Source organism: Streptomyces exfoliatus (assembly GCF_000725545.1).
Taxonomy (GTDB): Bacteria; Actinomycetota; Actinomycetes; order Streptomycetales; family Streptomycetaceae; genus Streptomyces; species Streptomyces exfoliatus.
The window spans coordinates 50,519-72,374 of the sequence record NZ_JNZP01000006.1; the positions used below are offsets into that span (position 1 = coordinate 50,519).

Consider the following 21,856-nt stretch of genomic DNA (forward strand, 5'->3'; position numbering starts at 1 on the left):
TGTCAGGAGGAGGTCGCCGCGTTGCGCCAGACCGTCACGTCGAGCGTCAGATACGTGCTGGGCGAGTCCTCCGGGGAGATGCCCCTGACGGTGACGAGGCCCAGGTGGCCGCTGCCGGTCGTGACGCAGACCTGCCGGCCCGTGGCCAGCTTGTTCACGTAGACCTCCTGGGTGAACCGGGTCTCCGCCCGGCACACGGCGAGGGAGCCCTGCTGCCCCGGGTCGAGGAGCACCAGGCTGCCGCCGGCGCTCTCGGCGTCGAGGTAGCCGCCGGTGTCGTAGGAGAGTTCGTAGCCGCCGTCCTCGCCGTCCTGCGGTCGTACGCTCTCGTCCCCGAGGGTCAGGTGGTAGCCGGCGGTGAGGTTGATGCCCTTGTAGTCGGCGGGCTTGGGGTCGGTGCCGGCCGAGGGCTTCGTACTGGGGGCGGTGCCGCCGGTGGTCGGCGTGGTGCCTCCTCCTCCGCCGTTCTGCTTGCCGCCGTTCGCGTTGTCGCCGTTCGACGTGGTCTCCTGCCCCTTGTCCTTCAGCAGGGAGTAGGCCGTCAGACCGCCCACGAGGCCGAAGGCGAGCACGGCGGCGACGGCGACGAGGATCGCCCGCCCGCCCCTGCCCTGTGAGGCCGCGGGCTGCTGCCGGCCCGGGCCGCCGGGGTACGGGTACGGGGTGGGGGCGGGCCCCTGCACGGGCGGGTAGGCGTGGACCGGCCCTCCGTGAACCGGCCCCGCGTGGACCGGCGCCCCGTGCTGCGGGGGCGGGCCGTACGGTCCGGCCTGCGGGGGCGGCTGCTGACCTGCGGGAGGCCCGTACGCACCGGGCGGGGCGGTCGGCGGGGCCGGGGTGGCCGGAGCGGTGGGCGCGTAGGCCGCGCCGGGAGCGGTGGGCGCGTAACCGGCCGCGGGGGCGGGCGGGCCCGACAGCGCGGTGGGCGGGTGGCCGGCCGTGGGCGCGGTCGTCGGCGGCGGCGGTGTCTGCGCGGGCGCGGGGGCGGCCGCCCGCGCCGTGATCTCGGCGGAGACCGCGCCCGGCAGCCAGTCCTCGGGCCGTCGGAGCACCGTCGCCGCGTTCGCCTCCTGGCACAGCCGGATGACCTCGGCGAGCGTCGGCCGCGCCTCGGGGTCCTTCGCGAGGCACCGGGTGACCAGCTCGCTCAGCCGCTCCGGCACCGCGGTGAGGTCGGGCTCCTCGTGCACGATCCGGTACAGCACGCCGTGCGAGGTTCCCTCGCCGAACGCCGGGACACCGGTCGCCGCGTACGCCGCGACCTGGCCGAGCGCGAAGATGTCCGTGGCCGGGGTCACCTTGCGCCCGGCGGCCTGCTCGGGAGCCATGAACGACGGGGTGCCGATGGTGACGCCGCTGCCGGTGAGCGAGGTCGCGTCGGCGGCGTGGGCGATGCCGAAGTCGATGACGCGGGGCCCGTCGGAGGCGAGCAGCACGTTGGACGGCTTGAGGTCGCGGTGGACGATCCCGGCGCCGTGGATGACGTGCAGGGCCTCGGCCATGCCGGCGACGAGCAGCAGCACCGTCTCCACGGGCAGCGCTCCGTGCGCGACGACCGCGTCGGCGAGCGAGGGTCCGGGCACGTAGGCGGTGGCCAGCCAGGGCTGGGCGCCCTCCGGGTCGGCGTCGATGACGGGCGCGGTGAAGAGTCCCTGCACGCGCTGCGCGGAGCGCACCTCCTGGGCGAAGCGGCGGCGGAACTCGGCGTCCTCGCCGAACTCGGGGCGGATCAGTTTGATCGCCACGGGCCGGCCGCCGGGCGTGTACGAGAGGTACACCTTGCCCATGCCGCCGGCTCCCAGCTTCGCGGCCAGCCGGTATCCCGCGACCGTGGTGGGGTCGTCCGCCGCGAGCGTTCGGAAGATCTCGCCCGTGCCGCCCCGACCCGACTGCTGACCACTCATCAACTCATGTCTCCCCACGCTGACCTCTGCTGTTGCCGGACGGCACCCTACCGTTGCGGAACCCCCCGGCAGGACCGCCCCGGGTCTACCCGGTGTACGTGTAGGGGGTCGTGGTGGAGAGGGCGTGGAAGCCGAGGCGCTGGAGGATGGGGCGGCTGGTGTCGGCGGCGTCGACCTGGACGTACCGGTGGCCGCGTTCGGCGGCGATGCGGGTGCGGTGGGCCACGAGGGCGCGGTAGAGGCCGCGGCCCCGCCAGCTCTCGACGGTCCCGCCGCCCCAGAGGCCGGCGAAGTCGGTGCCGGGGCAGAGTTCGAGGCGGGCCGCGCTGACGGGTTCGCCGGCCGCGAGGGCGAGGACGGCGGTGACGGTGCCGGGGTCGGCGGCGAGGTGGTCGAGGAGTTGGCGGCCGATGTGGCCGCTGTCGGTGCCGAAGGCGCGCTCGTGGACCTCGACCACCTGGCGTACGCCGGCCTCGTCCGTCACCGCGCGGAGTTCGACGCCCTCGGGAAGCGGTACGTCCAGGGACAGCGAGGCGGCTTCGGCGGCCATCAGGGTCTCGGGGTCCTCGGCGGTGAAGCCGGCGGCGAGGAGCCGGTCGCCGAGGTCGGCGGGGGTGTCGTGCGCGTACAGCTTCCACTCGAAGGGCACGCCGACGGCGCGGTAGTGGGCGATCTGGGCGGGGATGGCCTCGTCGGCGCCGGCCGCGTCGAGACCGGACCAGAGCACGCCGTTCCAGGCGTGCTCCGGTCCGGTCTGGCGGACGACGTCGCCGACGCGCTCGACCCGGCAGTCCGGCCCGTCGGGGCGGGCCTCGCGGCGGATCTGGCGGTCGTACAGGTCACGGACGTGCTGGTTCTCCATGGGGTCACTTCAGCACCGGGCCGGGTGCCGGGCAACGGGGTTTCGGCCGGTGGCTCAGGGGGTGCGGGCCGCCTGCGCGTGTTCCGGTGTCCTCCCGGTCCTTCCCGCGTCGTGCCGCAGCGGGGTGATCTGCTCGATGTCGTAGCGGATCCGGAGGCGTTCGACGGCCGCGTGGTCGACCTCTCCGCCCGAGCCGAGGATCTCCATGAGTTCCTCGAAGTACCGCTCGTGGTCGGGCGGCGGGGAAGCCTGGAAGAGCATGCGTGCCGGTTCCCCCGTGGGGTTGGCGAAGGCGTGCGGACAGCCGGGCGGCACCAGGATCAGGGTGCCGCGGGTCGCCCGCACGGCGCGCTGCCCGGAGGACGACTCCCACTCCCGCCAGCTGTCCCGGGTGCGGACGAGGGGTTCGAAGGCGAGGACGTCGAGTTCGCCCTCCAGGACGTAGAAGAGCTCCTCGCTGTGTCCGTGGGCGTGGGCGCCGACGTCGAAGCCCGGCGGGACGACGACCTCGAAGGTGGAGGCGGTACGGGAGTGCTCGCCGGTCACCTTGAAGGTGACGTGCTGGGCGGCGGTGGTGAGGGTCTTGCCGTGGCCGGGCGGCACGATGAGGCCGCCGTTCGGTCCGATCGCGGTGACTGTCACGGTGTGCGGACTCCTCTCACCAGGTGACCGGGAGGGTCTCGGGGCCGCGGATGAGGGCTCCGCGCTGCCAGCGGAGCTCGTCCTCGGGCACCGCGAGGCGGAGGTTCGGGAAGCGGGTCCACAGGGACTCGACGAGGATCTCCGACTCGATGCGGGCGAGGGCGGAGCCCGGGCAGTAGTGGGGTCCGTGGCCGAAGGCGACGTGCGGGTTGTAGCGGCGGTCGAAGTCGAGCCGTTCCGGCTCGGGGAAGACGGCGGGGTCGCGGTTGGCGGTCAGGTACGAGACGTACACCGGTTCGCCGGCCGGGATGGTGACCCCGCCGACCTCGACGTCCTCCAGGGCGATCCGGGAGAGGCCGACGGCGTTGCGGTGCGGGATGTAGCGGAGGAGCTCGTCGACGGCCTGCGGGACCAGTGCGGGTTCGGCGCGCAGCCGGGCGAGGTGCTCGGGGTGGGTGAGCAGCGCGTACACCATGTTGGCGCTGTTGTTGCGGACGGCGTGGGCGCCGCCGATCTGGATGAGGACGGCGAGGCCGACGGCCTCGTGCTCGGTGAGGGTCTCGTCGTCGACGGCGTCGGCGAGGACGGCGGCGAGGGTCTCCTTGCCGGTGCCGTGGTTGCGGCCGACGAGTTCGGTGAAGTAGCGGCCCATGTCGGCCTTCGCCTGCTCGCTGGCCTCCCGGCCGGCCGCGGCGGAGATGATGGTGTCGGACCAGCGCGCCATCAGCGGCTGGTCGCCCTCGGGCACGCCCATGAGTTCGCTGACCATGGCGAGCGGGAACGGCCGGTTGACCAGTTCCATGAGGTCGGCGGGCGGGCCGTGTTCCTCGACCCGGTCGAGGAGCCGGTCCATGACGTCCTGGGCGTGGTCGCGCAGGGCGCGCAGGGCGCGGGCGCTGAAGGCGCGGGCGACGACGCGCCGCATGCGGGTGTGGTCCGGCGGGTCGGCGAAGCCGACGGCCCCCTCCATCGGGATGAAGTGGGGGGCGACCCGGGTGATGGAGCGGCCCCAGACTGCCTGGCGGCTGAAGCGGGGGTCGACGGAGACGAACTTGACGTCCTCGTACCGGGTGACGAGCCAGGCGTGCCCTTCGCCGTGCGGCAGCCGGACCCGGGTGACGGGGTCCTCGTGCAGCAGCTTGGCGAGCAGCGGGTCGAAGTCGAGGCCCGTGAGGTCGGGGACGGCCCAGAAGTGGACCTGCGGGAGGTCGGCGTCGGTGGTGGCCGTGGTGGTCACGGCGCCACCCCCTCGGGGGCGGCTACGGCGGTGCGGTGCGGGTGGGGCATGACGTTCGCTTTCGTCGGGGCACGCGGGCGGGCCGCCGGCCGGGACCGGGGCGACCGCACCGGGACCGGGCGGACCTCTGCTGCTCCAGCCATCCCCCCGGCGGAGACGGACCCTGTCCGAATCCGCCCGAAAGACACCCCAAGGTGTGACGGGCGGCCTTCGACCGGCTGTCCGGCCTTGCGGAGAAACTCCTTCCACCCTCTTGCCAACCCCCGGGTCGCTCCGGATTTACTGAGCCGGAGCGGATCTACCGAATGATCGGTCGCCCGTTTTACGACCGTGGAGGAGTGCGCGATGACGGAACTGCTGGACGGCGGCGAACGGCTCGACCGCGAGGAGCTGGCGGCGCTCCAGCTGGAGCGGCTGCGCGCGACCCTGCGCCACGCGTACGAGAACGTGGACTTCTACCGGCGCTCCTTCGACGCGGCCGGGGTGACCCCGGACGACTGCCGTAGCCTCGCGGACCTGCCGCGCTTCCCCTTCACCACCAAGGCGGACCTGCGCGACCACTACCCCTTCGGCATGTTCGCCGTCGACCAGTCCCGTATCCGGCGCGTCCACGCCTCCAGCGGCACCACCGGCCGGCCGACCGTCGTCGGCTACACCGAGGGCGACCTCGACATGTGGGCGGACGTGGTGGCCCGGTCCCTGCGCGCCGCCGGGGCCCGCCCCGGGCACAAGGTCCATGTCGCCTACGGATACGGGCTGTTCACCGGCGGGCTCGGCGCGCACTACGGCGCGGAGCGGCTCGGCTGCACGGTGATCCCGGCCTCGGGAGGGATGACGGCCCGGCAGGTGCAGCTCATCCAGGACTTCCGCCCCGAGATCATCATGGTGACCCCCTCGTACATGCTCACGCTGCTCGACGAGTTCGAACGGCAGGGCGTGGACCCGCGGTCGACCTCCCTGAAGGTGGGCGTCTTCGGCGCCGAACCGTGGACGGAGGCGATGCGGAAGGAGATCGAGGAGGCGTTCGCGATCGACGCGGTCGACATATACGGCCTGTCGGAGGTGATCGGTCCCGGGGTGGCGCAGGAGTGCGTGGAGACCAAGGACGGACTGCACATCTGGGAGGACCACTTCTACCCGGAGGTCGTGGACCCGTTCACGGGCGAGGTGCTGCCGGACGGGGAGGAGGGGGAGCTCGTCTTCACCTCGCTCACCAAGGAGGCCATGCCGGTGATCCGCTACCGGACGCGGGATCTGACCCGGCTGCTGCCGGGGACCGCGCGGGTGTTCCGGCGGATGGAGAAGGTCACGGGCCGCAGCGACGACATGATCATCCTGCGCGGGGTGAACCTCTTCCCGACCCAGATCGAGGAGATCGTCCTGCGCACGCCGGCGGTGGCCCCGCACTTCCAGCTCCGGCTCACCAGGGAGGGCCGTCTCGACGCGCTGACGGTACGGGCGGAGGCCCGCGCGGGAGCGACCGCCGAGGAGCGGTCGGAGGCCGCGCGGACGATCGCCACGGCGGTCAAGGACGGGATCGGGGTCTCGGTCGGGGTCGAGGTGGTCGACCCCGAGACGCTGGATCGTTCGGTGGGCAAGATCAAGCGGATCGTGGACCTGCGGGGGAAGTAGAGGACCCGGCGGCGAAGCGGTCGCGGAGTTCGCGCTTGAGGATCTTGCCGCTCGCGTTGCGGGGCAGTTCGGGGGTGAAGTGGACGCGCTTGGGGGCCTTGAAGTGGGGGAGGTTCTCCCTGGCGTGGGCGAGCAGTTCGGCTTCGGTGACCTCGCCGCGGGGGACGACGACGGCCGTGACCGCCTCGATCCAGCGGTCGTCGGGGAGGCCGATCACGGCCACCTCGGCGACGCCGGCGTGCGTGTGGAGCACGTCCTCGACCTGACGGGAGGCGACGAGCACTCCCCCGGAGTTGATGACGTCCTTCACCCGGTCGACGATCGTGTAGTAGCCCTCGGCGTCGCGGACGGCGAGGTCGCCGGAGTGGAACCAGCCGCCCCGGAAGGCCGCCTTGGTCTCGTCGGGCTTGCGCCAGTAGCCGTCGCACAGTTGGGGCGAGCGGTAGACGATCTCGCCGGGGGTGCCGTCGGGGACGTCGTCGCCGTTCTCGTCGACGACGCGGGCCTCGACGTGGCGGACCGGACGGCCGCAGGAGTCCATCCTGCCCTCGTGCTCGTCGGGCCCGAGGACGGTGGCGAGCGGGCCGATCTCCGACTGGCCGAAGCAGTTGTAGAAGGCGAGGTCCGGCAGGCGGGCGCGCAGCCGCTCCAGGACGGGCACGGGCATGATCGAGGCCCCGTAGTAGGCCTTGCGCAGGGCCGACAGGTCGCGGCCGTCGAAGTCCGGGTGGTTGGCGAGGCCGATCCAGACGGTCGGCGGGGCGAAGAGGCTGTCGGCGCGGCCGGCCTCGATCAGGTCGAACAGGACGGCGGGATCGGGTCCGTCGATGATGGTGTTCTCGGCGCCGACGGCGAGGTAGGGCAGCAGGAAGACGTGCATCTGCGCCGAGTGGTAGAGCGGCAACGCGTGCACGGGCCGGTCGTCCTCGCTCAGGTCGAGGGCCTCGACGGCGCTGGCGTACTCGTGGACGAGTGCGTGGTGGGTCATCATGGCGCCCTTGGGGAGGGCGGTGGTGCCCGAGGTGTAGAGCAGCTGGACGTACTCGCGGGCGTCGCGGTCGGTGTCGTACGTCTCCGGTTCGGCGAGCGCGTCGAGCAGTGAACCGGGCGCTTCCCGCAACGCCTTGACCGCGAAACCGTCCGGGACGCGGTCCGCGAGGGCGGGGTCGGCGAGGACGAGCGCGGTGTCGGACTGCTCCAGGATGTACGTGAGGTCGTCCCCGGTCAGGTGGTGGTTGACCGGCACGTGGATCAGGTCGGCCCGGGAACAGGCGAGGAACGCGATGAGGTAGGCGTCCGAGTTGTGGCCGTAGGTGGCGACGCGGGCACGGTCGGGCAGCCCGAGGCCGTGGTGCGGCTCCCGCAGGACGGCGGCCGCGGTGGTGACGGCCTCGTCGAGCTCGGCGTACGTCCAGGTCCGGTCGGCGTAGCGGACGGCGATCCGGTCGGGGACGCGCTGGGCGCTCATGCGCAGGACACCGTCGACGGCACGGCTGAGGAGTCGATCCATGCGGTGATCCTCGGTGGGCGCCGGGTGAGCGGTCAAGTACCGTGCGGCGCGCCGTGGATGCCCGGACCTCGGATACCGAACGGGATGTTGACAAGGGGACGCGCACCTGGGTGCATGGTCCGACCCGCAATTCCCATCCGCCCGTTGGGAGACACGTTGCACCTCCGCACCCGCCTGAAACTCCTGGCCCTGTCCGGCACGGCCCTCGCCGTCGTCACGGCCTCGCTGCCCGGCGCGGCGGTGGCCGACTCCGGGGGACGGGGTCATCACCCGTCCGACCGTGGCCTGTCGGCCGTCATCCGGTACACCGAGTACGGCATTCCGCACATCGTGGCCAAGGACTACGCGAACCTCGGCTTCGGTACGGGCTGGGCCCAGGCAGCCGACCAGGTCTGCACGCTCGCGGACGGCTTCGTGACCGTGAACGGCGAGCGCTCCCGCCACTTCGGCCCGGACGCCGCCACGGACGGCTCGCTGTCCTCCGCCGGCACGAACCTCTCCAGCGATCTGTACTTCCGTGGCGTGAAGGACGCCGGGTCGGTCGAGGAGCTCCTCGCGACTCCGGCACCGGCCGGCCCGAGCCGCGACCTCAAGGAGCTCATGCGCGGCTGGGCGGCCGGTTACAACGCCTGGCTGCGGAAGAACCGCATATCGGATCCGGCCTGCGCGGGCGCCGACTGGGTGCGTCCGGTGACCGCGCTCGACGTGGCCCGGCGCGGCCACGCCGTCTCGGTGCTCGGCGGACAGGGCCGGGCCGTCGACGGCATCACGGGCGCCCGGCCGCCGGCCGCCCTCGAGTCAGCCGCCCTCCCGTCGGCCGCTCCGTCCGGGGGTGCCCCCGATCCGGCCGCCACCGCGGCGGCGGCCAGGGAACTCTTCGCCGCCGAGAACGCCACCATGGGCTCGAACGCCGTCGCGTTCTCCGGGGCGACCACGGCGAACGGCCGCGGGCTGCTCCTCGGAAACCCGCACTACCCCTGGCAGGGCGGGCGCCGCTTCTGGCAGTCGCAGCAGACCATTCCCGGCGAGCTGAACGTCTCCGGCGCCTCGCTCCTCGGCACGACCATCGTGAACATCGGCTTCAACGACAAGGTCGCCTGGAGCCACACCGTCGCCACCGGAGTGCCGCTCAACCTGCACCAGCTGACGCTCGCCGCCGGCGACCCGACCTCGTACCTGGTGGACGGGAAGCCGGAGCGGATGACCCCGCGCACCGTAACCGTGCCGGTCAAGGACGGCGCCCCGGTCACCCGTACCCAGTGGTGGACCCGGTACGGCCCGGTCGTCTCCGGACTCGGCGCGCAGCTCCCGCTGCCGTGGACCGCGACCACCGCGTACGCGCTCAACGACCCCAACGCGGTCAACCTGCGCGGCTCGGACACCGCGCTCGGGTTCGCGAAGGCGCGCTCGACGCGGGACGTCGCCGAGACCCTGCGCCGCACCCAGGGGCTGCCCTGGGTGAACACGATCGCGGCCGACTCGGCGGGGCACTCGTTCTTCAGTCAGTCCCAGGTGCTCCCCCGGATCACCGACGACCTCGCCGAGCGTTGCTCCACCCCGCTCGGCCGGGCCACCTACCCCTCCTCCGGCGTCGCGGTGCTCGACGGCTCACGGTCCGACTGCGCACTCGGCTCCGACCCGGACGCGGTGCAGCCGGGGGTTTTCGGCCCCGCGCGGATGCCGGTGATGCGGGACACCCCGTACGTGGGGAACTCCAACGACAGTGCCTGGCTGACCAACGCCGACCGGCCGCTCACCGGGTACGAGCGGATCTTCGGCACGATCGCGACCCCGCGTTCCCTCCGTACCAGGGGAGGTGTTGAGGACATGGCGGCGATGGCGGAGCGCGGGCGCCTGACGGTGGCCGACCTTCAGCGCCAGCAGTTCGCCAACCGGGCGCCTGCCGGTGACATGGCGGCGGCCGACGCGGCGAAGGCCTGCGCGTCCGCGCTGCCCGGGGACCCGGAGGTCTGCCGGGTGATCGGGGCGTGGGACCGGACGGTGAACACCGACAGCCGGGGCGCCCTGCTCTTCGACCGCTTCTGGCGGAAGTTCACCGGCGCGGTGAAGCCGGCGGACCAGTGGAAGGTGCCGTTCTCGGCGGCCGACCCGGTCCGCACCCCGCACACCCTGAACACGGCGGCGCCCGGGTTCGCGAAGGCGCTGACCGACGCGGCGGCGGAGCTGCGCGCCGCCGGGATCCCGCTGGACGCACCGCTCGGGAACCACCAGTTCGTCGTACGGAACGGGGAGCGGATCCCGGTGAGCGGCGGCACCGAGTCGCTCGGCATCTGGAACAAGACCGAACCCGTGTGGAACGCGGCGGGCGGCGGCTATGTGGAGGTCGCGCACGGCACCAGCCATGTGCAGGCGGTGGGCTGGGACGGCAGCCGGTGCCCGGTGGCGCGCACCCTGCTCTCGTATTCGCAGTCGTCGAACCCGGCGTCACCGCACCACAGCGACCAGACCCGGCTGTACGCGGGCGAGCGCTGGGTGACGTCACGCTTCTGCGAGCGGGACATCCTGCGCTCGCCGGCCCTACGGGTGGTGGTCGTCAGGGGCTGAACGACAGGAAGACGAACGCGGCGAAGATCGCGAGATGGACGCCGCCCTGCAGGAGGGTGGCCCGTCCGGGCACCACGGTCAGTGCGCTCACCACAGCGGTGAGGACGAGGAGCACCATGTGGAGCGGACCGAGACCGAGCACGAGGGGCCCGGACAGCCAGATCGAAGCGAGCGCGATCGCCGGAATCGTCAGTCCGATACTGGCGATCGCGGAGCCGTACGCGAGGTTGAGACTGGTCTGCATCCGGTCCCTGCGGGCCGCGCGTACGGCGGCGAGGGTCTCCGGCAGCAGCACCATCAGGGCGATGACGACACCGACGACCGCCTTGGGGAGGCCGGCCGACTCGACGCCGTCCTCGATCGTCGGCGAGATCAGCTTGGCGTTGCCGACGACGGCGACGAGGGCCAGGAGGAGGAGTCCGAGGCTGATCAGCGTCTCCCGCCGGGTCGGCGGCTCGGCGTGCTCGTCCTCCGATTCGTGTCCCGGCCGGGGCACCGGGAGGAAGTAGTCCCGGTGGCGCACGGTCTGGACCCCGACAAACACTCCGTACAGACAGAGGGAGGCGACGGCGGCGAAGGCGAGCTGCGCCGAGGAGAACTCGGGACCCTGGTGGCTCGTGGTGAAGGTGGGCAGGACCAGGGTCATCGTGGCCAGGGTGCAGACGGTGGCGAGTGCGCCGCCGGAGCCCTCGGCGTTGAAGACCGCGACGCGGTTGCGGAGCGCGCCGACGAGGAGGGACAGGCCGACGATGCCGTTGCAGGTGATCATGACGGCGGCGAAGACGGTGTCGCGGGCGTAGGTCGAGGTCTTCTCGCCGCCGCCCGCCATCAGGGTGACGATGAGTCCGACCTCGATGACGGTGACCGCCACGGCGAGGACGAGCGAGCCGAAGGGTTCGCCGACGCGGTGGGCGATGACCTCGGCGTGGTGGACCGCGGCGAGGACGGCGGCCATGAGACAGAGCGCGATGAGTCCGACGGCGAAGCCCGGGAGGTCGCGCCCCCAGGCCGCCCCCAGCGCAAGCGCGGCCACCACCGGCCCCCAGGTGGTCCACTGCCGTGCCGTCGACGCCGTACTCGAACTCATGATCCGCATCCTGCCACAAAGGGGCTCTTACGCTCCTTTGCGTCCTTTTCGTTCGGTCGTCATGGTCGGGGCCCGATCCGGACGACCGGCCCTAGACCGGGCGTTCCCTGCCCTCCCAGTACGGGTCGCGGAGGCGGCGCTTGTACAGCTTGCCGTTCGGGTCGCGGGGCATGGCCGGGACGAAGTCGACCGACTTCGGGCGCTTGAAGCCGGCGAGGCGGTCGGCGCAGTGGGCCAGGATCTCGGTGGCGAGCGCGGGCCCCGGCGCGTGCCCCTCGGCCGCCTCGACGACCGCCTTGACCTCCTCGCCCCAGTCGGCGTGCGGGATGCCGAAGGCGGCGGCGTCCGCGACGGCGGGGTGGGCGAGCAGCGCCGCCTCGATCTCGGCCGGATAGATGTTGACGCCGCCGGAGATGATCATGTCGATCTTGCGGTCGCGGAGGAAGAGGTAGCCGTCCTCGTCGAGGACGCCGAGGTCCCCGACGGTGAAGAAGTCGCCGATGCGGTTCCTGGCCGTCTTCGCCTCGTCCTTGTGGTACTGGAAGCCGCCGGTGTTCATCTTCAGGTAGACGGTGCCGAGTTCGCCGGGCGGCAGCCGTACGCCGTCGTCGTCGAAGACGGCGAGTTCGCTGATCGGCCAGGCCCGGCCGACCGTGCCGGGCTTCTTCAGCCACTCCTCGGCCGTGGCGAAGGCGCCGCCGCCCTCGCTCGCCGCGTAGTACTCCTCCACACAGCGGCCCCACCAGTCGATCATCGCCCGTTTCACGTGCTCGGGGCAGGGCGCGGCGCCGTGGATGGCGTGGCGCATCGAGGAGACGTCGTACCGCTCCCGTACCTCCTCCGGGAGGGAAAGGAGCCGGTGGAACTGGGTGGGGACCATGTGGGTGTGGGTGCACGCGTACCGGTCGATCAGGCGGAGCATCTCCTCGGGCGTCCACCGGTCCATCAGGACGAGGGGGTGCCCGATGTGCAGGGCGGCGGCGGCGAACTGGAGCACGGCCGTGTGGTAGAGCGGCGAGCAGACGAGGTGGACGTTGCCGTCGCCCGGCCGGATGCCGAAGATGCCGAGGAAGCCGCCGAGATGGGTCTCCTCGGGAAGCTTTCCGGGGAGCGGGCGGCGGATCCCCCGGGGCCGTCCGGTGGTGCCCGAGGTGTAGTTCATGACCCAGCCGAGGGTGCGGCCGGCGGGCGCCTCCCCGCCGTGGTCTCCGAGGAGTTCGGCGTACGGGCGGAAGCCGGGGATCGTGCCCACCGCGTACCGGCGGGTGGGCGGGAGTCCTGCCTCGTCGGCGGCGAGGGTGACCGCCTCGGCGAACCGCTCGTGGGCGAGGAGGACCTTGGCGCCCGAGTCGGCGACGATCCAGGCGATCTCGGGGCCGACGAAGTGGTGGTTGACGGGGACGAGGTAGAACCCGGCCTGGGTGGCGGCGAGATGGGCCGCGAAGAACTCGGGGCCGTTGGGCAGGACGACGGCGAACGCGTCGCCGCGTTCGAGTCCCGCCGCGCGCAGCCCGTGGACGAGGCGGTTCGCCTCGGTGTGCAGCCGTCCGGCGGTCCACTCCTCGCCGTCGGGTGCGACCAGTACGGTGCGGCCCGGGTCGGCGGCTGCCTGGGCCCAGAATCCCGTGGGCGCTCCCTGACTACTCATGCGTCGCTCCGTCCGGCGATGCGGTTGATGCGGTCGACGGCCTTCTCGAAGCCGCGGGTGAGCTCGTCCACGACCTGCTGGACGCCGCGCTCCTCGTTCATCCGGCCGACGATCTGCCCGACGGGGGTGCCGAGGAGCGGATCGATCTCGTACTTCTGGATACGGGAGACGGCCTCGGCGACCAGGAGCCCCTGGAGCGGCATGGGGAGCGTGCCGGGTCCCGCCGGGTCGTCCCAGGCGTCGGTCCACTCGGTACGGAGCTGCCGGGCGGGCTTGCCGGTCAGGGCGCGGGAGCGGACGGTGTCGCCGGATCCCGCGGCGAGGAGCTTGGCGGTGAGGGCGCGGGAGTGCAGGTCGGCCTCGGTGGTGGTGAGCCAGATCGAGCCGAGCCAGACGCCCTGGGCGCCGAGGGCGAGCCCGGCGGCGATCTGCTCGCCGCTGCCGATGCCGCCGGCGGCGAGCACGGGCAGCGGGGACACGGCGTCGACGACCTCGGGGGTGAGGACCATGGAGGCGATCTCGCCGGTGTGGCCGCCGGCCTCGTAGCCCTGGGCGACGACGATGTCGATGCCGGCCTCGGCGTGGTGGCGGGCGTGGCGGGCGCTGCCGGCGAGGGCGGCGACGAGGACGCCGTGGTCGTGGGCGCGGGCGACGACGTCCGGGGGCGGTGAACCGAGGGCGTTGGCGAGGAGTTTGATCGGGTAGTCGAAGGCCACGTCGAGCTGGTTGCGGGCGACCTGCTCCATCCAGCCGGTGATGCGCCAGCCGGAGGCCTCGCCCTCGGCGAGTTCGGGCACGCCGTGCTTGGCGAGGGTGGCGCGGACGAACGCCCGGTGTCCCTCCGGGATCATGGCCTCGACCTCGGCCTCCGTGACCCCCTCGACCTTCTTCGCGGGCATCACGACGTCGAGGCCGTAGGGCAGACCGTCGGTGTGCTCCTGCATCCAGTCGAGGTCGCGGGCGAGGTCCTCGGGGGCGGTGTAGCGGACCGCGCCGAGGACGCCGAACCCGCCGGCTCTGGTGAGTGCGGCGGCCACCGCGGGGAAGGGCGTGAAGCCGAAGATGGCGTGCTCGATCCCCAGGGTGCGACTCAGCTCCGTCTTCATGGGCGGCAGGATGCCTCAGCGGCGCCTCGGAGGGAAGAGGTTTTCTGATGGCTCGTCAGATTCCTTGCGGGCGGCACGTCGACGTTTCACCGCGGTCCCCGGTGGGAGAGGGTGGGCATGACGGAGGACGCGACACGAGACGGAAGTCTGAGCCGCCGTGCGTTCGGCGGCGGGGTACTGGCCCTGGGAGGTGCGCTGGTGATCGGAGCGGTGCCAGGCGCCGCCGCCTCCCCGGAGCCGGGGGCGGGGGCGAGGGCGGGGCTCCCCGGCGAGGGGGCCGGGGGCGGCGGCGGTCCCGCAGCCATGGCGCGACGGACCACGCTGCGGCGCGGTTCGCCCGAGCGCGCCGGACTGCTCTCCGCACCCCTGGACCGGCTGGTCACGGAGGCGGAGGGTTTCCTCGCGCCGTCCCCCGCCCACCCCTGGTACGCGGGAGCCGTCCTGCTCGCGGGGCGGGGCGGGACCGTCGCCCTGCACCGGGCGATCGGCTCGGCCGTGCGCTACGCGGCGTACGACGAGAAGACGGACACCGGGATCGAGTTGCCGCCTGAGTGTCAGATTCCCATGACCGAGGACACCGTCTTCGACCTGGCGTCGGTCTCGAAGCTGTTCACCTCGATCCTGGCGGTGCAGCAGATCGAGCGCGGGAGCCTCGAGCTGGAGGCGAGGGTCACCGCCTACCTGCCGGAGTTCGGCGGCGGTGGGAAGGGGGACGTCACCGTCCGGCAGCTGCTCACCCACACCTCCGGGTTCCGGTCGTGGATCCCGCTGTACCGGGAGCCGACGCGGGAGGGGAAGCTGCGGCTGCTCTGGAACGAGACCCTGGCGAACCCGCCGGGCTCCGCGTATCTCTACTCCGACCTGAACCTGATCACGCTCCAGCTCGTCCTGGAGGAGATCACCGGTCTCGGTCTGGACGTCCTGCTCCACGACGAGATCACCGCTCCGCTCGGGATGCACCGCACGCGTTTCAACCCGCCGCTCTCCTGGCGGCCGGGGATCGCCGCCACCGAGGACGCCCGGCCACCGTGGTCCGGACTCGACCGGGGCATGGTGTGGGGCGAGGTCCACGACGAGAACGCCCACAGCCTGGGCGGGATCGCCGGCCACGCCGGGATCTTCTCCCGCGCCTGGGACCTCGCGGTCCTCGCCCGGACGCTCCTCAACGGCGGGGCGTACGGCCGGGCCCGCATCCTCTCCCCCGCCTCGGTGGACCTGATGTTCACCGACTTCAACACCGCCTTCCCCGGCGACGAGCACGGGCTCGGCTTCGAGCTCCACCAACACTGGTACATGGGCGCCATGGCCACTCCCCGGACGGCCGGGCACACGGGCTTCACCGGCACCAGCCTCGTCCTGGACCCGACGACCGACGCGTTCCTGATCGTCCTCGGCAACTCCGTGCACCCGGTGCGTTCCTGGCGCTCCGGCTCCGCACCGCGCGTCGCCACCGCGAACCAGCTGGCGAGAGCCGTGCCCGTACGGCCGGCCCGAGGCCGCACCGCCTGGTTCTCCGGCATGGAGAGCGGCACCACGGCCACGCTCACGCTGCCCCCGGTGCCCGGCGCGGCACGGTTCGAGTGCGCCCTGTGGTGGGACACCGAACCGTCCGCCGACGCCGCCCGTCTGGAGGCCTCCGCGGACGGCGGGGCGACCTGGGAAGCGGTGCCGTTCGACACCGTACGCGCGGGGCGGGAGCCGCTGCCGCACCCGTCGGGGGCGGTGAGCGGCTGGTCGGGCCGGGTCTGGCACCGGCTGACGGCCGAGGTGCCGGAGCGGGGCACCGGCCCCGTGCGGCTGCGCTGGCGGTACACGACCGACCGGCGGTACGTCGGACGCGGGGTGTACGTGGACGGGATGCGGCTCCTGGACGCGGTCGGGCGGCCGCTCTTCGACGAGGCGCGGCCGGCGGACGGGGCCCGGATCGAGACGGTGGGGTGGAGCCCCTCGGCGGACTGACCTGCCGCGGCCGTTCGGTAGGGCCTCGGTGGAGTGACCGCCCGCTGTCCTTCGGGGGGGGCGGGCTTCCGTCAGGAGCCCGCTTCCACCCGTTCCGGTTCCGCCGCCGCGCGCAGTTCCGCGAGCAGCGGGCTGATCAGCGGATGGTCCTCGGCCCCTCGCCGTACCGCCGCGAAGACCCGGCGGGTGGGGGCGACGCCGTCCACGGGGCGGATCGCGACGTCGGTGAGGTCCATGCCGCGCAGCGCCGAGCGTGGCACCAGGGCCACACCGGCGGACGCGGAGGCCAGCGCGACGACGGCCCGGAAGTCGTCCGACACATGCGCGAAGCGGGGGGCGAATCCGGCGTATTCGCAGGCCAGGACGGTCACGTCATGACAGGGGTTTCCGGTGGACTGCCCGATCCAGGTGTCCTTGCCGAGGTCGGCGAGCGCCACCCGCTCCTGGTGCGCGAGCGGGTGGTCGGGCGGCAGGACCGCGTCGAAGGGCTCCGCGTAGAGCGGTACCCGGGTGAGGCGGGCGTCGTCCTCGCCCGGAGCACCCCGGTACTCGACCGCGACGGCCACGTCGACCTGCCGGTCGAGGACCATGAGCAGGCTCTCGTCGCCCTCGGCGTCCCGCACGCGGACCCGGATGCCGGGCACGGTGCGGGCCAGGGCCACGAGGGCGGGGGCGACGACGAGCCCGATGCCGGTCGCGAAGGCGGCGACCGTGACCGTACCGGCCGCGCCGGAGCTGTACGCGGCGAGTTCGGACTCGGCCCGCTCCAACTGGGCGAGAACCGCGTTGGCGTGGCTGAGCAGGATCTCGCCGGCCGGGGTGAGGCGGGCGCCGCGCGCACTGCGGTCGACCAGGCGGTGACCTGTCTCCTGCTCCAGGGCGGCGAGCTGCTGGGAGACGGCGGAGGGGGTGAGATAGAGCGCGGCGGCCGCCGCCGTGACCGTGCGGTGGTCGGCCACCGCACGGAGGATGTGCAACCGCCGCGCTTCGATCATGCCCCTAGTCTCGCAGGCTTCCCGGACTACCCACGCAGGGCGGCGCGGGCGTCGACGAACGCGTCCACGGCACGGTTCACGTCGTCCGTGGAGTGGGCGGCGGAGAGCTGGACGCGGATCCGCGCCTGGCCCTGCGGCACGACCGGGTACGAGAAGCCGATCACGTACACGCCGCGCTCCAGGAGCAGCTCGGCCATGCGGCCCGCCTCGGACGCGTCGCCGATCATGACGGGGGCGATGGCGTGGTCGCCGGGGAGGATGTCGAAGCCCTCCGCCGTCATACGGGTCCTGAACAGCTCCGTGTTGGCGCGCAGCCGGTCGCGCAGGTCGCCGGCGGACTCCAGGAGGTCGAGGACCTTGAGGGAGGCCGCGGCGATCACCGGGGCGAGGGTGTTCGAGAAGAGGTACGGGCGGGAGCGCTGGCGCAGCAGGGCGACGATCTCGGCGCGGGCCGCGACGTAGCCGCCGGAGGCGCCGCCGAGGGCCTTGCCGAGGGTGCCGGTGATGATGTCGACGCGGTCCATGACGCCGTGCAGCTCGGGGGTGCCGCGGCCGCCGGGGCCGACGAAGCCGACCGCGTGCGAGTCGTCGACCATCACCATGGCGTCGTAGCGCTCGGCCAGGTCGCAGATCTCGTCGAGGGGGGCGACGTAGCCGTCCATGGAGAAGACGCCGTCGGTGACGATGAGCTTGCGCCGGGCGCCGCCCTCGGTGGCCTCCTTGAGCTGCTGCTCCAGGTCGGCCATGTCACGGTTGGCGTAGCGGAGGCGGCGGGCCTTGGAGAGGCGGATGCCGTCGATGATGCTCGCGTGGTTGAGGGCGTCGGAGATGACGGCGTCCTCGGGGCCGAGGATCGTCTCGAAGACGCCGCCGTTGGCGTCGAAGCAGGAGGAGTAGAGGATCGTGTCCTCCTGGCCGAGGAAGGAGGAGAGGCGGGCCTCCAGCTCCTTGTGCACCTCCTGCGTGCCGCAGATGAAGCGGACGGAGGCCATGCCGTAGCCCCAGCGGTCGAGCGCCTCGTGGGCGGCGGCGATCACGTCGGGGTGGTCGGCGAGGCCCAGGTAGTTGTTGGCGCAGAAGTTGAGCACCTCGCCGGGGCGGCCTCCCGCGGTGACGGCGACGGTGGCCGACTGGGGGGTGCCGATCACGCGCTCGGGCTTGTGCAGCCCGGCCTGGCGGATCTCTTCGAGGGTGGCACGGATGTCGTCGCGTACGGAATCGAACATGGGTCAGGCTCCCGCAGTCCAGTCGAGGATGATCTTGCCGCTCTTGCCGGAGGCCGCGTCGTCGAAGGCGGCCTCGAAGTCGGTGTAGGCGTAGCGCCCGGTGATGACGGGGGCGAGGTCGAGGCCGCCCTCCAGGAGCACCGACATCGCGTACCAGGTCTCGAACATCTCGCGGCCGTAGATGCCCTTGACGGTGATCATGGAGGTGACGATCTTCGCCCAGTCGACGGCGAAGTCCTCGCTGGGCAGGCCCAGCATGGCGATCTTGCCGCCGTTGGTCATGTTGGCGACCATGTCCCGCATCGCGTGCGGGTTGCCGGACATCTCCAGACCGACGTCGAAGCCCTCCTTGAGCCCGAGGGTGCGCTGGCCGTCGGCGATGGTCTGCTCGGCGACGTTGAGGGCGAGCGTGACGCCCGTCTTGCGCGCCAGGGCGAGGCGCTCCTCGCTGACGTCGGTGATCATGACGCTGCGGGCGCCGGCGTGCTTGGCGACGGCGGCGGCCATGATGCCGATCGGGCCCGCGCCGGTGACGAGGACGTCCTCGCCGACGAGCGGGAAGGAGAGCGCCGTGTGGACGGCGTTGCCGAACGGGTCGAAGATCGCGGCGACGTCGAGGTCGACGGCGACGCGGTGCACCCACACGTTGGAGGCGGGCAGCGCCACGTACTCGGCGAAGGCGCCGTCGCGGCCGACGCCGAGGCCGACGGTGGCGCGGCAGAGGTGGCGGCGGCCGGCCAGACAGTTGCGGCACTTGCCGCAGACGAGGTGGCCCTCGCCGCTGACCAGGTCGCCGACGGCGATGTCGGAGACGTCACGACCGACGGAGACGACCTCGCCGACGAACTCGTGGCCGATGGTCAGCGGCGTCGCGATGGTCTTCTGCGCCCAGCCGTCCCAGGAACGGATGTGCAGGTCGGTCCCGCAGATACCGGTCCGCTTGACCTTGATCAGTACGTCTCCGGGGCCGGTCTCCGGCTCGGGCACGTCCGTGAGCCAGAGTCCCGGCTCCGCCTTCAGCTTGACCAGCGCCTTCAATGCAACGGCTCCCGACGTGCGTGTCCTGTGATGTGGGGGCGCGGGCACGACTGTGTGCCCAAGATCCCTGGAAGAGAATCTTCCGTACGGAGCGCTCGCGGTCCATCGAGGATTTCTTAAGCGCGCTCGCAGATCAGCTTCACACCACGGGCGGGGCCGGAGCGCGGTCGACACGGCCGAACGGAGAGGCCGTCCGCGAAGGCGCCCGTGGTCACCGGCCGAGGGCCGCCATCGCCGCGTTGTGGCCGGGGATGCCGCTCACTCCCCCGCCCCGGACGGCGCCGGCTCCGCACAGCAGCACGTTGGCGTGCCGGGTCTCGACGCCCCAGCGCCCCCCGCCGTCCTGCGTGCCGAGGTCGTCGTCCGCGTACGGGAAGGAGAGGTCGCGGTGGAAGATGTGGCCGCCGGGCAGGCGCAGTTCGCGTTCGAGGTCGAGCGGGGTCTTGGCCTCGACACAGGGCCGGCCGTCGGCGTCGAGGGCGAGGCAGTCGGCGATCGGCTCGTCCAGGTGGGCGTCGAGCTGGTCGAGGGTCGCCGCGAGGAGAGCGGCCCTGGCGCCCTCGTTGTCGTCGGCGAACAGCCGGGCGGGGGTGTGGAGCCCGAACAGGGTGAGGGTCTGATGACCGGTGGCGGCCAGGTCCCGGCCCAGGATCGTCGGGTCGGTGAGGGAGTGACAGTAGATCTCGGAGGGCGGGGCGGAGGGCAGCCGCCCGGCGGCGGCCTCGGCGTGGGCGGCGGCCAGCTGCCCGTACCCCTCGGCGATGTGGAAGGTGCCGGCGAAGGCCTCGTGCGGGTCGACGGAGCGGTCGCGGAGCTTCGGCAGCCGGGTGAGCAGCATGTTGACCTTGAGCTGGGCGCCTTCCGGGGCGGGCGGGGGCGTGTCGCCGAGGAGGGCGGCGAGGTCGCTGGGCGAGGCGTTGACGAGGACGTGGCCCGCCTCGACCGTTCCTTCGCCGCGGTCCGTGCGGTAGGTGAGCGCGGCACGGCGCCCGTCGGTCTCGATCCGGGTGACCTCGTGGCCGGTACGCAGGTCGGCGCCCGCGGCGCGGGCTGCTTCCGCGAGGGCGTCGGTGAGGGCGCCCATGCCGCCCACGGGCACGTCCCAGTCCCCGGTGCCGCCGCCGATGACGTGGTAGAGGAAGCAGCGGTTCTGGAGGAGCGTGGGGTCGTGGGCGTCGGCGAAGGTGCCGATGAGGGCGTCGGTGAGCACGACACCGCGGACGAGGTCGTCGGCGAAGGTCCGCTCGACGGTGACGCCGAGAGGTTCCTCGAAGAGCATCCGCCAGGTGTCGGCGTCGTCGACGCGGGCGCGGAGTGCGGCGCGGGTCGGCAGGGGCTCGGTGAGGGTGGGGAAGATACGGCGGGCAGCCCGGCCGGTGCGGGCGTAGAACCCCTGCCAGGCCTCGTACTCGCGGTCGGAGCCGGTGAGCGCCGCGAAGGAGGCCCGGGTGCGGTCTGTGCCGCCGCCGACGAGGAGGCCCCCGTCCCCCTTCGGGGTGTACGACGAGACGGACCGCTTCCGCACGGCGAACCGCAGTCCCAGCTCGCGCACGATCTTCTCGGGAAGGAGCGAGACGAGGTACGAGTACCGGGAGAGCCGCGCGTCGACCCCGGCGAAGGGCCGGGTGGAGACGGCCGCCCCGCCGGTGGACCCGAGCCGCTCCAGGACGAGCACGGAGCGGCCCGCGCGGGCCAGGTAGGCGGCGGCGACGAGTCCGTTGTGACCGCCTCCGACGACGACGGCGTCGTAGGAGCGGGCGGGGGCAGGGGCACCGTGGAGCGGTGCGGGAAGCGTCATGGCTCATGCTCACACGGGGGCGGCCGGCGAGGAAGGGAGCGGATCGCCCGGCGGCCCTAGCGGGAGGCGAGCCGCTCGAGGAGGGCGGCGCTCTGCGCCAGCAAGGCCCGCTCCTCGTCGGTGAGTTCGGCCTCGATGGCCCGCGCGAGCCAGCCGACCCTGCGACCGCGCTCCGCTTCGAGCGCGGCCCGGCCCGCGTCGGACAGCTCGACCAGCGACTTGCGGCCGTCCGTGGGGTGCGCCCTGCGAGTGATCAGGTCCTGCTCCATGAGCAGTCCCACCGCCCGGGCCATCGACTGGGGGCGTACCTGCTGATCGGCGGCGAGGTCGCTGGTCGTCATGGCGCCGTGGCGGTCGAGTGCTCCCAGTACGGCGACCTGGCCCAGCGGGATGCGGTCCTCGTGCTTGACGCGTCGGGTGAGCTTGCCCATCGCCGTGCGCAGTTCGGCGGCGATGGCGGCGGCTTCCGGGGTGGGCATAGGGCACTTTAGCCCGTCGGCCGGCAGAGCGGTGCAGCTGACCTGGGCGGGAACGCTGTGCAGCCACACTGCGCAGCAATACTGAACAGCCATACTGAACAGCAATACTGCACAGCATTGCTGTAGGGTTTCAGGTTGTCGGGCTCAGCGCCAGCGTTGTCGCAGCCG

16 protein-coding genes are annotated in these 21,856 nt (G+C 72.7%); 3 read left to right on the top strand and 13 right to left on the bottom strand.

All coding sequences use genetic code 11. The features are described 5' to 3' along the window. Positions 1-2 precede the first annotated feature (2 nt). The 4 genes from IO20_RS0109170 to IO20_RS0109185 form a co-directional block, all read right to left on the bottom strand. A complete protein-coding gene (locus IO20_RS0109170; RefSeq protein WP_030550647.1) occupies positions 3-1,904 on the bottom strand; it encodes a serine/threonine-protein kinase in 1,902 nt (633 codons plus the stop codon). 85 nt (positions 1,905-1,989) lie between these two features. Then, positions 1,990-2,766: a GNAT family N-acetyltransferase gene (locus IO20_RS0109175; protein WP_030550649.1), complete on the bottom strand. Its 777-nt coding sequence runs from the start codon at positions 2,764-2,766 to the stop codon at positions 1,990-1,992. Positions 2,767-2,820: 54 nt separating this feature from the next. Continuing rightward, complete coding sequence (locus IO20_RS0109180; protein WP_211270354.1) at positions 2,821-3,408, bottom strand: cupin domain-containing protein; 588 nt, start codon at positions 3,406-3,408, stop codon at positions 2,821-2,823. Between the two features lie 16 nt (positions 3,409-3,424). After that, the gene (locus IO20_RS0109185) at positions 3,425-4,645 is read right to left on the bottom strand and encodes a cytochrome P450 (RefSeq protein WP_030550652.1); all 1,221 of its coding nucleotides are present in this window, start codon (positions 4,643-4,645) and stop codon (positions 3,425-3,427) included. A gap of 345 nt (positions 4,646-4,990) precedes the next feature. Between IO20_RS0109185 and paaK the strand changes: the two genes are divergently transcribed. Then, positions 4,991-6,277, top strand: a complete 1,287-nt coding sequence (gene paaK / locus IO20_RS0109190) for a phenylacetate--CoA ligase PaaK (RefSeq protein WP_030550653.1) — start codon at positions 4,991-4,993, stop codon at positions 6,275-6,277. On the opposite strand, the gene IO20_RS0109195 is transcribed toward paaK, so the two are convergent. After that, positions 6,246-7,787 (bottom strand): fatty acyl-CoA synthetase, encoded by a 1,542-nt coding sequence (locus tag IO20_RS0109195; RefSeq protein WP_037635013.1) that lies wholly within the window; start codon positions 7,785-7,787, stop codon positions 6,246-6,248. The two genes, paaK and IO20_RS0109195, sit on opposite strands and share 32 nt — an antisense overlap. Positions 7,788-7,943: 156 nt before the next feature. On the opposite strand from IO20_RS0109195, the gene IO20_RS0109200 reads away from it, so the two are divergent. After that, positions 7,944-10,352 carry a penicillin acylase family protein gene (locus tag IO20_RS0109200; RefSeq protein WP_030550655.1) on the top strand — a complete coding sequence of 803 codons (2,409 nt, stop codon included), beginning with the start codon at positions 7,944-7,946 and terminating at the stop codon, positions 10,350-10,352. Here IO20_RS0109200 and IO20_RS0109205 read toward each other — a convergent pair. The 3 genes from IO20_RS0109205 to IO20_RS0109215 all read right to left on the bottom strand — a co-directional run bounded on the left by IO20_RS0109205 (position 10,342) and on the right by IO20_RS0109215 (position 14,193). Continuing rightward, entirely contained in the window at positions 10,342-11,439 is a 1,098-nt protein-coding gene (locus IO20_RS0109205) for a calcium:cation antiporter (protein ID WP_030550657.1), read from the bottom strand. The genes IO20_RS0109200 and IO20_RS0109205 overlap by 11 nt on opposite strands. 91 nt (positions 11,440-11,530) lie before the next feature. Beyond that, positions 11,531-13,087, bottom strand: a complete 1,557-nt coding sequence (locus tag IO20_RS0109210) for an acyl-CoA synthetase (RefSeq protein ID WP_030550659.1) — start codon at positions 13,085-13,087, stop codon at positions 11,531-11,533. After that, positions 13,084-14,193 (bottom strand): NAD(P)H-dependent flavin oxidoreductase, encoded by a 1,110-nt coding sequence (locus tag IO20_RS0109215; RefSeq protein WP_030550661.1) that lies wholly within the window; start codon positions 14,191-14,193, stop codon positions 13,084-13,086. The genes IO20_RS0109210 and IO20_RS0109215 overlap by 4 nt, the downstream gene beginning before the upstream one ends. 117 nt (positions 14,194-14,310) lie before the next feature. Here IO20_RS0109215 and IO20_RS0109220 point away from each other — a divergent pair, with 117 nt between their 5' ends. Next, positions 14,311-16,152, top strand: a complete 1,842-nt coding sequence (locus tag IO20_RS0109220; protein ID WP_030550663.1) for a serine hydrolase domain-containing protein — start codon at positions 14,311-14,313, stop codon at positions 16,150-16,152. A gap of 71 nt (positions 16,153-16,223) precedes the next feature. Here IO20_RS0109220 and IO20_RS0109225 read toward each other — a convergent pair whose 3' ends face one another. The 5 genes from IO20_RS0109225 to IO20_RS0109245 form a co-directional block, all read right to left on the bottom strand. Next, positions 16,224-17,147 carry a LysR family transcriptional regulator gene (locus IO20_RS0109225; protein WP_030550665.1) on the bottom strand — a complete coding sequence of 308 codons (924 nt, stop codon included), beginning with the start codon at positions 17,145-17,147 and terminating at the stop codon, positions 16,224-16,226. Between the two features lie 26 nt (positions 17,148-17,173). Continuing rightward, on the bottom strand, positions 17,174-18,373 hold the full coding sequence (locus tag IO20_RS0109230; RefSeq protein WP_030550667.1) for a glycine C-acetyltransferase: 1,200 nt from the start codon (positions 18,371-18,373) through the stop codon (positions 17,174-17,176). 3 nt (positions 18,374-18,376) lie between these two features. Further along, positions 18,377-19,411 (bottom strand): L-threonine 3-dehydrogenase, encoded by a 1,035-nt coding sequence (tdh, locus tag IO20_RS0109235; RefSeq protein WP_030550669.1) that lies wholly within the window; start codon positions 19,409-19,411, stop codon positions 18,377-18,379. Between the two features lie 211 nt (positions 19,412-19,622). Then, entirely contained in the window at positions 19,623-21,209 is a 1,587-nt protein-coding gene (locus IO20_RS0109240; RefSeq protein WP_030550672.1) for a phytoene desaturase family protein, read from the bottom strand. 56 nt (positions 21,210-21,265) lie between these two features. Next, a complete protein-coding gene (locus tag IO20_RS0109245) occupies positions 21,266-21,688 on the bottom strand; it encodes a MarR family winged helix-turn-helix transcriptional regulator (protein WP_030550674.1) in 423 nt (140 codons plus the stop codon). Positions 21,689-21,856: the final 168 nt, after the last annotated feature.